Source organism: Prevotella sp. CAG:255, assembly GCF_000431195.1.
GTDB classification, from domain to species: Bacteria; Bacteroidota; Bacteroidia; order Bacteroidales; family Bacteroidaceae; genus Prevotella; species Prevotella rara.
The window spans coordinates 38,628-54,621 of sequence record NZ_HF986778.1; the positions used below are offsets into that span (position 1 = coordinate 38,628).

Here is a 15,994-nt window from a genome sequence, read left to right on the forward strand (position 1 = left end):
TCCTGCTGAAGCACATTATTCCAAACAGCATTGTTTATACCAGACAATGCTGTATACAAGAAACGTACATTAGACGGTGTTGGATTCTTTGCATACATCGGTATATTACGTTTCTGGATAGTATTGTTCCACAAAACAGAATTGATTACAAGTCCATATGAATCAACATACAAGCCACCACTCTGTGATGCATTGGCAGAAGTATTGTCTGTTGCCGTAGGGCAATCGTTGTTAGTTATAGTATTCTGCATCAACACTCCACCTTTTGCACAATAAACAGCACCATTAAGACGACTCGTATTATTTGACACAACAGATGTTGAAAGGATGAGATATTCAGGATGCGGTTTACCGTCTGTCCAATTGCCGGTGTGTGCAAGATAAGCGCCCGAGCCATTGTTGGCAGAATTGTTAGTAAGCATCGAGGCCAACACTATACCGGCATTGTCAACATATACAGCTCCACCGTCACCATCGGCATTGTTATTATATATCAGCGAATTCATAACACGTCCGCCGTACATATAGACAGCACCGCCATTGCCCGTAGACGAGTTTTCTGTAACAATACACTTCTCCAGTGTTGCATTAATACCCATGTAAACACCGGCTCCACGGTCTGTCATGAAGTCTGCCACGCCTTCACCTCCCTGAGCATAACCTCCACGTATGGTTACTCCATTAAGTATGGTTGATTTGTCGAAACCGCTTTTGCCTTCTGAAGGTAGGGGTGAAAAGAAAACAACATGACGTGAGTCGCTCGTCAAAGTCCATTTATGATTTGACTCATTCCAAGATGTCTTGCTGTGTTCATAATAAGAACCTTCGAGAATGGTCTTATTAACAAAATTCCACGGCATTTTGCCCACTTCACGTTCCTGCTTACTGCTTTCATCGCCAGCAAAGCCTCCATAAACACTAATTCCGTCACGCATAAGGAACGATGCAGAATAAGTTGTTCCGCTGATAACCTGTACCTGTGGTACATAAGTTCCGGCAGCCACCCACACTTCTCCAGGAAGATTCTGCGGATTGTTCTTGGCCAGTTCGTCTATCATGTTCTGCAAGTTACCAGAAGCATTTTCCCAGGAAGAGCCATCACCTGTTCCGGTTGCAACAGGTTTGACGTAACGTATACGTGTCGACAACATCTGCTGAAACTCATATGCTCCGATATCTATCGTAGAGCCGTTAAAACGCGGATTGCCGGCCATATCCTCACTGCCGTATGCAGACTGGTCGTAAGACTGCTGATCACCCTTACTTAACATTACCGACCCTTCAAGCACATTCCACGACCAAAGCGGATAAGCTGTCTGACGCCAGTTGAAATCACGGTCATAACTTGTCTTCAGCGACGGTGCGTCAAACATTGGAGCATTAGTGTCACCGCGGTTTTCTGCAGTAACATATATGTTTCCGTCTGAGTCACCGGCCTCAACTTCATGGAATGCGGAATTTTTGAATTTCGGTCTGTATTGCGTCGAAAGAGTTGAATTTCCCCAAATAATAGTATTTGCAACATTATATCCTTCGGCCTTATCGTCTATCATATCGATGCCACCACTTGAATTTCTCGACACAGTACTGTTCACAACTTTCGCACCGTCAGCAAGGCGCAGTCCTCCATTCTCATTATTGAATATTGACGAGTTAACCACGGTGGCCTCGCCTGCCAGATACAGACCGCCACCGGCGTTCTCTACTGCAGCACGCTCTCCGGCTGCATTGTTATAAACAACACACTGATTTACAAGTGATGTGCTGTTGTTGACATTCTTTACTTCAACATCAACATATATGGCACCACCTTGTGTGGCATAGTTGTTCAACAGGAAGCAGCGTTCTATGCGGAAGATGCCGCCGCCCGTATTATCGCCATGTATATATATACCGCCGCCCTTCTCACCAGAGCCGTCAGCATGGCCGTTGCCTATTGAGAATCCATTTATTATAGTGGGCGAAGTATTTTTATTGTTTCCTGAGGCAGGTGCCATATTAACATTCAGCACATGTGTGGCATTGTCTGAACGTGTTGTGTTAGCAGGGAAGATCAAGTTTGTATTGTCAACAACATCATCTCTCTTGATATCACCCGAAAGCACGGAACGATATTTCATCTGATATGGCTTTCCGAGCGTCTCACGGCCGTTGACGTTAGTTTCATCGCCCTTAAAACCGCCGTAAAGCTGAACACCTGACTTCAAGCTGAACCCATCTGCAGGAGCTATATACAGCTGGTCGGCGCTCGTTATCTGTTCAAAGCCCTGCACCCATATCTGGTCGCCGGCAACGGCATTCTGCAATGCTGTTTGCAATGTCGTAGTAGTTTCCCACGACGTGCCGTCGCCAACACCTGTCGGGCTGACGTAATAAATCTTTGTTTGTGCCATAATTCCTAAATAAGAACCCAGGAATAAAAGCAACATATAAAATCTGAATAAAGTCCGCATCTTTATCATTTCATTATTCTTTTACGATTATCTTTGCAGATACTGCTACATTAATATTTTTTGTTGTCTTTACTGATATTATCAAATTCTCAGTGTGTCAGTTTTTATTCATGTCTGCCGGCTCAATTCATGCTCAGCGTGATACTTCCACTGCCGGTTACGCCCTTTATCGTTGCGTTAACCTTATACCAGGCGGCCTGCTGCAAGACATAACTGAAATTCATTGTATATCCGCTTCCGGTAATATCATTGCCGTCTTTTCTTGCAGAAATATTAAATGTCACACTCGGTGTCGTTGCACCATCAGTGAACGTATAATGATACACGCGACCGTTGCGCTGACTTATCTCTGAGGTGTTATAGAATATCCATGACTTATCTTGATTATCCGGTGTCACACCTGTAATCTCCGGGAACAATCGGCCATATTCCTTTCCTTTATATGTAAAATCTGTAACCTTCACATCTGTATATCCTTGATCGTATGCATCAGCAGCATCCCACTGTATGTCTATTTTAGAGGCAAGACGGGTAAGCGTCATTGTCGGTATGCTGCCTATCTCACCCGTACCGCCAACTTGTATTTCAAACAGAGCCGGCTGGTCGCCGCTAACGGCTGTTTTATAATACCCGGTGGCTACGCTGACAAACTTAGCTGAAGCATTATCGTCTGTTCCTGCATAATCATTAGATATTGTCAAGGCTTTCACCTGCTCATTATCTTTACAGTCACTTATGCTTTGTTCAGGGTTATACAGAGCATCACTGCTGTATGTTACGCCGTAAATATATGCAGAACCAATTTGTGCATCGATAGTAAGAAGTTTTACTCCTTCACGGCCGTCATAATTAGGAAGTTTGTCAAAATCATCTTTTGTTATAATTGTTTTTTGCACATACGGTCCGTCTTTATACGCCAATATCACCGCCAGCCTGTCCCAGTCAGCTCCTTCTTCCACGCCCGTCCCCGGATCACCTATACGCGTCAGCCCTGACGTAGCAGGAACTGTCACAAGAAGTTTGACCGTTTCCATATCAGTCTCCGGCGAAATAGAGTCTTCACTTTGGCATGCCGTTATGGCTAAAGCTGCGGCACATAAAAGAATATGTATTTTAGAGATATACCTCATGTCTGAACGTGTATTTTCTTTATTTTACTTACATAAATTATTCCGGAAGGTTCTGCTGTAACATCATCAAATTTCAATATCAAAATCGCCTCCGGGCTTCCAATCCAACTCAACCGATACACCGACTTCGGGATTTTCAGTCACAACACCGCCTTCATCATTCAGCTTCACTTTTATCACCTGCATCTCGCCTGCCTTAAGCGGATTTTTCATATACAGTGTGTTCTTGACATATTTTCCGTCGGGCATCTGTGTTATCAGATCCATTTCCCATATACTTCCCTCAGCCACTGTGGGGTCGTCTGTTGCACGTGATTTTGCAGTATTTGCCGACGGGAAACATACAGAATGGAACGCAAGCAGCCCGCCGCCTTCCGTACGGTGTGTCCTGATTACGGCCTCATTGTCGTATACAAAAGTGCTGTCTGAACAATGCAGACCTGACGACGTGCGGCGTGTATACGCCACAAGTGCCTTTGCCGGTGAATTGTTTGGATTTACAACCAGCACAGGTACTGAGTTGACCATATATAAGGGCACATAGAAATGTCCCGAAACATTGTCCATAAGCATACGGCCATATCCCATATAGATAGCAGCACTGTGTGAGTCAAGCGTATCGGCCTGTGCCTGGCGCAGACTGATGCCTGTGTAGGTTGATGCGCCGCTGATAGTTACCTCACTGACAGAATGAGTAGCTGCAAGGGCTATATTGTGGTAGTCGCCACGGTTCATATAGATGGTCATTGACAGACTGTTGGCATCAGGCTCAACGGTCTGATGCTGAGCCAAGTTGCCGTCTTCTAATGTAAAGAACGAAAGATCCATCACAGCGGCACGCTCGCTCATAATGTCAGTCATATCAGAACGCAACGCCGCAGCCAGTTGCCGTTCTGCCGGTGTGGTAAGCTGCTGGTCGAGCGTCTGACGAAGTGATGCGGATAATTCCAAACGATAATCAACGGAATAGTTTACACCGCAACGCGACAAATCTTCATCTATACACGAAACAAAGGACAACGGAAACGCTGACAACAGCAATGCCGACAATCCTGCACAAAACTTTGAACAATAATTCTTATTTTTACGCTTCGTCATCATTCTTAACACCATTATTATTTCTTCTTTTTCTAAATCACCGCACTCACGGAAGATTAACGGTTATCCGCAAGCGTTTTCCGGTTGTAGGCGGAAGCCCTACGAAAGGCTGCCGCCTGGTTAACATTTTATACAAAAAATCCTTTCAGGACAAAAAGATCATTTGTATTATTTAATCTCTACGTCAAACGTATGGCCTTTTTCCCAATTCAAATCAACAGACATACCGAGCTGTAATGACGGTGTGCGAAGATCAGGCAGGCCATTATAAGCTGACTTCAGATTTGTAATATTAAATTTGGCAATAGTATTATAGTCTTGTTTAAAGATTTTTTCGCCAGTTTCTGTAGCTGCGCTTGACTCCAATTGTCCAACTAAATAAAATTTACCGCCAGCAGGAATTATCATACCGTCTTTGCCATAAAAATCTTTATCACCGTTCACAAGCTCTATAGCCACATTGACATCCTTATTTGACTCTGTTTCAAAAGCCAAAGTATAGTTGGTTATTGCACCTGTAAAATCAGAAGAATATTTTGCACACATTCCTTCTGTCATAGACTTATCATATATTGTTTTGCTGCCAGTTGTAGTTGCTGTCGGTATATAATTCCAGCCAACTTCGCCCTGTCCGCCAATCAATATACCTGTAATCTTAAATCCTTCACCGGGAATTTCAACAACAGAACTATTATGACCATCATCCTTTGAGTCAGGAACACGCTGTGCGCCAAACTTAACCTGAGTTGAAAGACGGCCAACTCCATAATTAATGGGCTGTTCAATTGCTATCGAACGAGTTGTCGGAGCCACAGAGCTGCCTGTCATTGATCCAACAATCGCTGTCCAATCAGAAGCGGCGTCCATATCAACTTCTGTATCAGCAGTCTTCACATTGCTATTCACGTAATAACATAAAGCTGCAGGATAAACATAGCTGTCTAATGATGCAACATTAATTCCTGTATTTCCAGAAGCTGCAACAACATCAAATTTTGTCGAGTTCCATACAACCTGGGCTGCACCATCAGGCAGATTTATATTTTCAGGATAACCGGCCAATGAAGAGCCTTCTCCATAGCTCAATTTTCCATCAGACTCTACGACACCATTACCGGCCTTAATAGCAGCCTTAATAGCTGTAGCCTCTGCACCGTCTTCTTTTGCCAAAGCATTATAAAGATACTGCATCAGGCACAATACACTGTTAGAAGACCCTACAGTCGTTTTCAGAAACTCATCACGCAAATCTTTCAACGTACCTTCTCCGGCAGCATCCCAACCTTCAGCATTTGCTACAGATGTCATCCATGCAGCCAATGCCGTAGCCTTTGCGTCTGTCTCGTTGGTTGTTATATTTACAGGAGAAAATTTAATATTTGACAAAACAGAATAATCGCTCGGCATTGTTACTGCACCTTTATCAAAATTAGTTCCTGCCTCTTTATTTGCCTGACCATAAAGGATTACAGCACCTGTACCTACAGGAATGGCAACATCATTATAAACCTTAGCATTAGAAGTTGCAGACAGATTGTCACTGATATTACCCAAAGTAATAACAGAACCAAGATTCGACTCTGTTCCTAATGCAGGCATTGAGGCAAAAGGTATCAGCTTTATATCTTTCATACCGAGGAAGTTTCCATCCTGCTGGGTGTACTCTCCTGTCATCCTCGTCTTAGCTGCTGCAGGAATATTAATTGCAAACTGTGTTTTTACGCTCTCTCCATCATAGGTTGGATTGGTGTTAGACAACTCATCCTCAGAAGAGCATGCAGTGAAACTCACTGCGCCAATAAGCAGCGCTGCTGCTCCATAGGCAAAATTTCTGTTATAAAACTTTTTCATAAAGAATAATTAATTTAATTAAGTTATAATATTTTGTTGTTTATTTCTCTTTCAGCTGTTCCGCCTTCATTATAGCTTCATACTGCTCAAGGTTTCGCTTAGCCTGTACGTTTCCGTCGGCTGCGGCACGCTTCATATACTCCAGACCTTTCTGCCTGTTGCCTGTCATGTAGTAAGCCACTCCAAGCGGACTGAAGGCTCTCTTGTCGTCCTTAACTGTAAGCAGTTTTCTGAGAGCTTCGTCATATTTCTCCTCCTGCATCAGTTCTGTAGCCTCGTTTATGGTCTTGGCCGCCGTGTCGGGCACATAGTCATAATATATCCGCAGATAGCCCGAATTGCGCTGGTCGCTCAACACGTTGTCGCGCAGATACGCATACGGACGTCCACCGTCTAGCTGTCTTATCATCTGTTCGCACTTATCCGGATTTTTCTCCGTATCTATTATGTGCAGAAGCTCGTCGCGCCCATCAAAGCTGCCGTCGGCTATCTGGTCGCGCAGCTCGGTCCATGCCTCGCCGCCATTGGCGCAGTCAAACAGTTTGTCTGATATTTTCACCCTCTTCTGTATATACGCCTTCAAGGCATCGGCACGCCGCCCTGCCAGACTGACATTGTTTTTCTGTGAACCTTCAACAGAAGCCAGACCAACAATCTGTATGATCTTAACCGACGATGTAGAGTCGGCCATTATGCTGCGCGTAATATCAACAATACGGTCGAGCGTCTGTGCGTTGTCGCGGAAGTCACGTTTAAGCTCCGAACTGTTCAGCGGATAATGAACATACAGAGCCCCTTTCTCCTTGCGCAGTATGCGCGTGTTGTCGTAGGGCTTATACTGCGATACGTGCATCAGCACCGGATTATCCTTCTGCAGCTCACCAGCCTTGCCTGCATTGTCCTCGACAACGGCAAGTGCGGGCACAAACTGCGGCACATACACCATATCACCCATACGCCTTCCGGCCATATCCTCAACATTGCAGCACCCTTCTTTCTCGCGTGCCACGTCGAGATATACTTTATCCTCCCATATCCAGGGACTTTCGGCACGCCTGAGCATGACGTCATACCTAACTTCCGAGCCTAAAGCCACTTCATCTGCCGTGGCCTGCTGAGCATTATCATAAAATCGTGCACGCTCCGTGTAGCGCATGTTGCGCTTGCCTCTGAACACTGTCGGCTTCAGCAGCAGGGTGTCGCCCTTAGCAGTTACAAGACGGGGCGTGGCTATAACGGCATAATTGCTGCCTACCGAATCGCCTTCAGTCAACACGAACGACAGCCTGAGAGCCGTAGAGTCTATCCACTGAGCATCAACGCCGTTGCCGCGCAATGCGGACGCATTACAGACAGATGAGCCCAATGCCAGTAAAAGAATTGAACTTAAAGATCTCATCATTGTTGTATCTTGAGATTGTATTAAATTAGTCGAGTATGCAAAATAAAATCACACCGACAGAAATCATCAATGCGACTTACTTAATGTAATATATAACAGAGATTGCAAGTTTAGTAGGCATGAAAACACCCTTTGTGTCTTCACCAATTTTGCTTCCGCACACAGCACATGCGTATTTGTCATAACGGGTTATGCCATATCCAAGGCCGACAACGCCCTCTATGCTCCATCGCTTTCCGGGCAACATCCAGCTGTAACCATAGACAAGGCCTACGGCACCAAGGTCACCCTGGAACCTGTACTTCTCAAGGTCTGAAAAAATGCCGAAAGGCATCTTCACTCCACCGGCATTATAATGAGAATAAAGCAGGTTGGCACCTACAAAATGCCCCGAAAAAGGAGAACAGAGCCAATAGCGTGCCTCAGGCTGAATGGCAAAATGCTTCAACTTTTTGTTATCAGAAAATGTGAACGGATTGTAACCCGCCGAAACATCAAGAGTCCACTTTGACGACAGACGTGTTTCAACAGATGCATTAAACGTTGCTGTTGTCCAATACAAAACATTTGTCTTAACTGCCAAATTTTGAGCAGTTATAGTCATTGTATCGGTCAAAAACAGCATGCCCAACACTAAAGCTAATTTTAAAAATCTTGACATTCTTATTAATAATCTAGTAAGTTCTGCAAAGTTAAACCTTTTTAAATCGAATAATCTATTCCACTTATATATATTAAATCTTATTAACTAGTGCCCGATAGTTTTAACAAAATTAAAAAATTTTCCGACAGCAATCTAATCTGTAAACATAAAATTTACACATGATGTCGCAGAACGTCAGGAATTATTTTAAACACTAACCGGGCTATAGGCTGCATCCCGTTTAATCAAAATAATGGCAACAACCGATAACAGACACCAACGTTTACATAAGTCAACTAAAATCAGACAAAGCCCTGCTTGAAGTCAACCGAAATCAGTAAATGGCAAGAAGTAAAACAGCAAAAAAAGTTTTTTTAAAAAACTCATCACTCGTCACAACAGGCTTTAACTCGCTGCAAGCCAACCATTTACCTTGTGACGAGTTGCATTTTCAACTCATCACAGAGCAGCATATAACATATTTTTAGCTGAAATTCCATTTTCACAGAGTCACGTTACGGCTCAAAAACGGCACAGAACGAGGTGTTGTGACGAGTTGAAAAAGGAACTCGTCACACATCAACTCTCTATCAGCCAACAGGTTACAAGCACATGTGACGAGTGATGAGTTTCTTTAAAAAAATATTTTCCAGTAATATCCATTAAACAAAAGCATACCTTTCATGCTGCAATATGCCACATATTACACTCTGATATGTGGTCTTTCACAATATGACTTGCGGCCTTTTACATTTCAGACAACACTCTCCTGCCCCATAGCTCATCGACGTGTGAACAGCGTTACGGCAAGTGAGGCCAGCGTGAGGCATACGCCTACGGCCACCACACCCGTCCAAGAGGCGGCATGCCAGCCCGTGCCGGCAAGGAATGTGCCGAGAGAACCTCCGGCAAAGTATGTTGTCATGAATATGGTGTTCACTCTGTTTGATGCTCCGGGACATACCTCGAACATGCTTGCCTGATTGCTGAGCTGTATGCACTGCATGCCGATGTCGATGATTATCACGCCTGCTATCAGACCAACATAGGTGTCGCCGAGAAACAGGACTGATGCCCATGCAAGCAGCATAAGCGCACAGCCAATGAAGTTGAAGCGGCGCACGCCTACGGTCCTGACGTGCTTGCCTACCGACGAGGCTGTCAGAGCCCCGGCAATGCCGCACAAGCCGAGAAAGCCCACCACGTCGCTGTCGGCATAGAACGGTGCCTGTGCCATCTTGAACGACAGACAGGCCCAAAGCGAAAGAAACGAACCGAAAGCCAGTCCGGCTCTTACGGAATATACGCGCAGGGCAGGATAATCGCGCAGCAGCGAGAAGAGCGACGCCATGAGCTTGGCGTAAGAGCCCTTGAACGTAGGCCGTATGTCGGGCAACACCTTCATTACGACAAAGGCGCATACGAGCATCAGGCCCGATGCAATGAAATACATGGCGCGCCAGCCGAGCACATCGCCCACCACGCCGCTGACCACACGCGAGGCAAGAATGCCGGTGAGCAGTCCGGAGATGACAATGCCCACGTTGCGCCCCTTATGCTCCGGACGTGAGAACTGCGAAGCTATCGGAACAAATATCTGCGGTATCATTGAGCCTACACCGGTAAGAAACGATGCTGCCCATATAACATAAATGCTGGTTGAGCAGGCTATGGCAAGGAGCGAGAACACGAGCACGCTGAAGTTTACGAGCACTATGTTCTTGCGGCGGCAGAGATCGCCAAGGGGGACAATGAAAAGCAGTCCGACGGCATAGCCCACCTGAGTGATCATGGCTATGAGGTTGGAACTGAACTCGCTCACGCCCAGGTCGCGGCCTATCACGTTGAGCAGCGGCTGATTGTAATATATATTGGCAACTGACACACCTGCAACAATGGCAAGTGTCCACAAAATTCGGGCAGGAAGACCGCCGTTCTCTTTAAGCTCTACTGTCATCTTCGTTACAAAAAGTTATGTGCATGTAAAACATTCTTACAGGCATATCATTGATATAATATGAAAGGAGGCAGACATGACCGAAAAGATGTCTGCAAAAGACAAGGCACAAACACATGTCCATGCCATGACAGCAATGTCGAGACACTGCCGCGTAAACGCACACCTGACTTTAGCACATTTGCGTATGCGCCAAAAGTCAACTGCGGCCAAGACAACTGCCGTGGCTCTCTACTTGCGCATGTCTACGCCGCTGCGGCGAGTGCGCTTATAGCTGCGGTAGTCGTCAACAGGAATCTCTACGTCGGGCTCTGCCATGTCGCCTGCCGACGGAAGACGGAACTTCATGTACTTGATGTTGAGTCCGCGCTCAATCCACTGACTTTCATAATACGTCTGAATTGAAAGTATGCGCATGGTGTCGGCATCAAGCCCCTCGGCATGATAAAGGTCTGTGGTTGAGAACAACACCGGGAAGGCGTTGCGCTCTGTCATGTATGTGGTGTAGGTGAAAAGGAAATTGCTGTCGGTCTTGACATGCACGATGCCTCCGTCGACAAGAAAACGGCGATAACGCTCCATAAAGTATGTACTGGTGAGACGCTTGCGCACATTCTTCATCTGAGGATCGCTGAACGTGAGCCAAATCTCCTGCACCTCGTCAGGACCGAAGAAGCGGTCTATAATCTCGATGTTGGTGCGAAGGAATGCCACATTCTTAAGTCCGTCGTTAAGAGCCTGCGTTGCACCTGTCCACATACGTGCGCCCTTGATGTCTACACCGATGAAGTTGACATCCGGATATAGCCTTGCCAGCTCAACGGTGTATTCGCCCTTGCCGCATCCCAGCTCAAGCACAATGGGGTTGTCATTGTGGAAATACATGTCGCGCCAGTGGCCTTTCATTTCAAAAGGCACATTCTCAACGACCGAATAAGGGTATTGAAACACGTTCTCGTATCTCGCCATGTCGGCGAACTTAGCCAATTTTCCTTTGCTCATCTTAAAATAAATCATAATTCATAATTCATAAATCATAATTTTTTGTCAAAAGACAGGCTATCGGTAATCAAAGAAATAGCCAATTATGAATTATGAACTATGAATTATGGAACAGTAATTTATAAATTATGAATTGTAAATTATCAATTATTCAATTACAACCTTTGTCCAGTTATGGATGTCGGGTTCTGTGCCATACTGTATGCCGCGCAGCTTGTTGTAGAGCTTAGTGCTGATAGGTCCGGGCTTGCCGTCCTTGCTGATAACATAGCTCTTCTTGTTCTCGAGGTCGTCAATCTTAGAGATAGGACTGATAACGGCAGCAGTACCGCATGCACCTGCCTCCTCGAATGTAGCCAGCTCGTCTTCAGGAATCTGACGGCGCTCAACCTTCATGCCCATGTCTTCAGCCAGCTGCATGAGGCTCTTGTTGGTGATACTCGGCAGAATGCTGGTAGACTTAGGAGTAACGTAAGTGTTGTCCTTGATACCGAAGAAGTTGGCAGCACCGCACTCGTCCATATATTTCTTCTCCTTTGCATCGAGATAGAACTCGCATGCATATCCGAGATCGTGAGCCATCTTGTTGGCACGCAGAGAAGCAGCATAGTTACCGCCCACCTTATATATACCTGTGCCGAGAGGAGCAGAACGGTCGAACTCGCGGATGATGACATAAGGATTAGTTGAGAATCCACCCTTGAAGTAAGGACCTACCGGAGTAACGAATATCATGAAGAGATACTCGCTGGCAGGATGAACACCAACCTGTGCTGACATGCCGACGAGCAGCGGACGGATGTAAAGAGTTGCACCGCTCTCGTATGTAGGTATGTAATCCTGGTTCAGGCGCACTACCTTGGTAACCATTTCCTCAAACAATTCTGTAGGAACCTCCGGCATCAGTATGCCGCGGCATGTGCTCTGCAGACGTGCTGCATTCTCATCCATACGGAAAACGCGAACCTTGCCGTCAGGGCAGCGGTAAGCCTTTAGACCTTCGAATGCCTCCTGGCCGTAGTGAAGACACGTAGCAGCCATGTGCATCTTTATATATTCGTCAGAGCAAACTTCAACTTCGCCCCACTTGCCGTCGCGATAGTAGCAACGTACGTTATAGTCTGTCGGAATGTAACCGAAAGGCAATTTTGACCAATCCAGATTTTTCATATTCATATTATTTTTAAAGTATACAACAAATTTTACTCAATCAACAAAGCCACTGGGGTTAACTATATGTAATGTCAGCCCCTGACTTACCAACGGCAAAAATAATAATAATATTACTAATCAGCAATTTTTATGACATAATTTATTAAAAATGTCAGTTTTATGCTGTTTTGCCGCCTGCCTGCGGGCATGTTCAGCCGTTGTTGTCGTCCTGAAGTATTTTCTTTATGTCGCTGTCAGCCCGGCTTAGCTTGTCCTTGCACAGCTTTATGAGCTTTTGGGCTGTCTTCAGCTGCTGGCTCAGGCTGTCTACGTCAAGCTCGTTGCTCTCCATCTTGGCGACAATCTCTTCAAGCTGTCTTACGGCCTCTTCATATTTCATTTCTTTAGGCATAGTATTTCGTATAATGATATGTTTATTTTTTCTTTCAATGTTACGGATGTTTTCCGCCCGCAGCCACACCTTTGTCTTTTGACGGCTTATCAGATGCCTGCACCACAGACAAGGCTGAGCCATGGGCAAAGCGTGTCTCGATGACATCGCCCTCGGCAAGCGCGGAGGCGTCGGTAACGGCGCGGCCGTTGTGAAGCGTAACTGAATAGCCCCGGCGCAGAAGCAGCGAGGGGTCAGAGGCGGCCACACGCTGGGCAAGAAGCTGCACACGATGGCTCTCCACAAGAAGGCGGCGCGAGGCAAGCGGTGCGAGCGACGCACCGACAGACTCGATATGCGAACGGCGAACAGCCAGACCCGACGATGCTGCAGCGCAAAGACGGCCGTAGAGCGAGGCGAGTGAGGCCTGACGCCTGGTGATGACAAGCGACGACAAGGAAGGTATGCCGGCAGCAAGACGCCCAAGGCGCATCGACTCATAGTCGAGACGGCGGCGCACAGCCGTAGTGATGCGGTCGCCGGCAGACATGATGCGGTCGGAAACACGCTTAAGGTTTTCAATAAGGAATGCAGCAGCTGCCGTAGGCGTCTTTACCTTTGTGTTGGCCACCATGTCGAGCACCGACTCGTCGCGCTCATGACCAATGCCGGTGATGACCGGAAGCGGAAAGTTTGCCACATTCTCGGCAAGGGCAAGAGTGTCGAATCCCGACAGGTCGCTCGTGGCTCCTCCGCCACGGATGATTACAACACAGTCGAACAAGTCGGCACACTCGTTGATGCGGTTGAGGGCAGCAATGACGCTCTGCTCAACCTGTTCGCCCTGCATGACAGCCTGAAACAGCTCGACGATAAAGTCGAAGCCATAGGCATTGTTGCTCAGCTGACTGCAGAAGTCGCCATAGCCTGCCGCCGTGGCACTGGATATAACGGCAATGCGCTGGGCGAAGAGCGGTATGGACAGTTCGCGGTTAAGGTCGAACACTCCTTCTTCTTTCAGCGTGCGCACTATCTCCATGCGCTTGCGTGCCATGTCGCCAAGCGTGAAAGTGGGGTCGATGTCGGTTACGATCCACGAAAAGCCGTAGTTCTCATGAAACTGTGCATGAACCTGCAAAAGCACCTTCATGCCGGCATGTATACGTTCGCCCGTTACGCGCTCGAAATGCGGACGGGCAAGCATCCACGTGCTGCGCCAGCACTTAGCCGAGGCACGGGCAACGGGAGTGCTGCCGAACTCGTCTTTCTGTACCAGCTCCATATAGCAGTGACCGGCCGACTCGCGCACGTCTGCCAACTCAGCCTCAACCCAATAGTCGCCTGGCATGCTTAGCTCGAGCGCATCTCTTACGAGCCGGTTGAGTTCAAGAAGCGATACGGTATGTGTCATTTTGAGCGGTTTTGCTGCCGGCCCATGACGTAGGCACGCCAGAAGTCGGGCACGCCATAGCCGTAAATGTTGTCAGGAGTAGAATAATTGTCGGAACAACGCCTCACGAGGTCGATAATCTCCAATGCCGTCTTGTCGCGCAGCGCCTGCCAAAGACAGGCCACCATGCCCGACACCACAGGCGTTGAAAACGAAGTGCCCATATCCTTGATGATGGTGCCTCGCCCCGTGATAACCGACGCCGGACTGCCAAGGGCCATTATGTCGGGCTTGACACGGTTGTCGGCTGTAGGGCCTACGCTGCTGAAAGCGGCATTGCGCATGTTGGGACTCACGGCGCCTACGGTCAGTATGTCGTGTGCGTCGGCAGGCACATTGATTTTCTTCCATGAAGACATGCCGTCGTTTCCGGCGCTGTTTACAAGCACTATTCCCTTTGACGCCAGCATCGAAGCTGTGGCGGATATCAGTGCCGTATGGCCGTCGAGCTGAGCATATTTATAATTGAACGAACTGTCGTCGAAATCATGAAATCCTAAGGAACTGCTGATAATGTCAACGCCGACGCTGTCGGCAAACTCGGCAGCAGCAGCCCAGTAGTCTTCCTCGGCAAGGCTTTCGCCCGTCTCGTCCTCACATCTCAGAAGCCAGTAAGCCGCATCGGGCGACGTGCCCACAAAGGTGTAAGGCACCTTTACGGCCATTACCGACAGCACTTTTGTGCCATGCTCCATCTCCTTGAAAACGCTCTTCGACTTCGGCACGACGAAATCTTCCCACCCGAGGATGTTTACATTCTGCAGACAAGGTATCAGATCGGTGTTCATGAACCCTCCGTCAAGAACGGCAATGGTGATGTCCTTGCCCGTAAATCCGTGATTATGCATGCGCACACCGCCAATCATTTCAACCTGCTCGCGCGTAACGCCATAGTAGTTTTGCGCCACAGTGTCCCAGCGGTTAAACTCGGTGTGGTATTTCATTCTCGACGAAACCGCGCTGACAGAATCAGGCGACGTCCATACTTTCCTTACGCTTTTGACAAAAGGCAGCGACAACAGCTGTCTGACACGCTCGGGCTGCTTGCAGCGAACGAGCAGAGTGTTGTTCCACTTGCTGCGGCTCACCACCTCAACTCCGTCGGTACTTACGGCTGATATGTATGCAGGATTTATGGGCAGGTCGGTAGAGTCAACCTGAAGTCCCTGGCGTCTGCGGCGGTCAAGCGACTTCACCGATAGGTAATCTTCAGGACGAGCAAGGCTGTAAGGCGTGCCTGTCTTGTCCTTAAGTTCAACGCGATACATGTATGTCTTGCCTCCGGGATATTTTTTCTTGCGTGCCCCGTCTGTGCCATAAGCCGACGAAGGCATGACAAGGGATAAAAGCATCAAAAGTGTTATAAGTTTTTTCATCTGCCTACATAAATTTAAGCAGATGCAAAGTTAGCTTTTTTAAGCGTAAACGCAAAGACTATGCAGGGTTTATTTTCGCGTTTTCCCTA

The 15,994-nt window shown here is 47.2% G+C and carries 12 protein-coding genes; all 12 read right to left on the reverse strand.

Features of this window, described 5'->3' with window-relative positions:
* The coding region (locus QVO66_RS02650) for a choice-of-anchor Q domain-containing protein (RefSeq protein WP_288172484.1) at positions 1 to 2,393 on the reverse strand (2,393 nt) is incomplete at its 3' end.
* A 182-nt stretch (positions 2,394 to 2,575) separates the two neighbouring features.
* Entirely contained in the window at positions 2,576 to 3,487 is a 912-nt protein-coding gene (locus QVO66_RS02655; protein ID WP_288172485.1) for a hypothetical protein, read from the reverse strand.
* Positions 3,488 to 3,649: 162 nt separating this feature from the next.
* Positions 3,650 to 4,573 carry a hypothetical protein gene (locus QVO66_RS02660; RefSeq protein ID WP_288172486.1) on the reverse strand — a complete coding sequence of 308 codons (924 nt, stop codon included), beginning with the start codon at positions 4,571 to 4,573 and terminating at the stop codon, positions 3,650 to 3,652.
* A gap of 276 nt (positions 4,574 to 4,849) precedes the next feature.
* Positions 4,850 to 6,532 (reverse strand): hypothetical protein, encoded by a 1,683-nt coding sequence (locus tag QVO66_RS02665; protein WP_021853849.1) that lies wholly within the window; start codon positions 6,530 to 6,532, stop codon positions 4,850 to 4,852.
* A gap of 40 nt (positions 6,533 to 6,572) precedes the next feature.
* Entirely contained in the window at positions 6,573 to 7,934 is a 1,362-nt protein-coding gene (locus tag QVO66_RS02670; RefSeq protein WP_021853850.1) for an OmpA family protein, read from the reverse strand.
* 76 nt (positions 7,935 to 8,010) lie between these two features.
* The gene (locus QVO66_RS02675) at positions 8,011 to 8,595 is read right to left on the reverse strand and encodes a DUF3575 domain-containing protein (RefSeq protein ID WP_287604996.1); all 585 of its coding nucleotides are present in this window, start codon (positions 8,593 to 8,595) and stop codon (positions 8,011 to 8,013) included.
* Positions 8,596 to 9,358: 763 nt separating this feature from the next.
* The gene (locus QVO66_RS02680) at positions 9,359 to 10,534 is read right to left on the reverse strand and encodes an MFS transporter (protein ID WP_021853852.1); all 1,176 of its coding nucleotides are present in this window, start codon (positions 10,532 to 10,534) and stop codon (positions 9,359 to 9,361) included.
* Between the two features lie 231 nt (positions 10,535 to 10,765).
* The gene (trmB, locus tag QVO66_RS02685) at positions 10,766 to 11,536 is read right to left on the reverse strand and encodes a tRNA (guanosine(46)-N7)-methyltransferase TrmB (RefSeq protein ID WP_288172502.1); all 771 of its coding nucleotides are present in this window, start codon (positions 11,534 to 11,536) and stop codon (positions 10,766 to 10,768) included.
* Between the two features lie 147 nt (positions 11,537 to 11,683).
* Complete coding sequence (locus tag QVO66_RS02690; RefSeq protein ID WP_021853854.1) at positions 11,684 to 12,706, reverse strand: branched-chain amino acid aminotransferase; 1,023 nt, start codon at positions 12,704 to 12,706, stop codon at positions 11,684 to 11,686.
* Positions 12,707 to 12,899: 193 nt separating this feature from the next.
* Positions 12,900 to 13,100, reverse strand: coding sequence for an exodeoxyribonuclease VII small subunit (gene xseB / locus QVO66_RS02695; RefSeq protein ID WP_125103851.1), 201 nt, complete (start codon positions 13,098 to 13,100; stop codon positions 12,900 to 12,902).
* A 40-nt stretch (positions 13,101 to 13,140) separates the two neighbouring features.
* On the reverse strand, positions 13,141 to 14,490 hold the full coding sequence (xseA, locus tag QVO66_RS02700; protein WP_021853856.1) for an exodeoxyribonuclease VII large subunit: 1,350 nt from the start codon (positions 14,488 to 14,490) through the stop codon (positions 13,141 to 13,143).
* Positions 14,487 to 15,905 carry a S8 family serine peptidase gene (locus tag QVO66_RS02705; protein WP_021853857.1) on the reverse strand — a complete coding sequence of 473 codons (1,419 nt, stop codon included), beginning with the start codon at positions 15,903 to 15,905 and terminating at the stop codon, positions 14,487 to 14,489. The genes xseA and QVO66_RS02705 overlap by 4 nt, the downstream gene beginning before the upstream one ends.
* Positions 15,906 to 15,994: the final 89 nt, after the last annotated feature.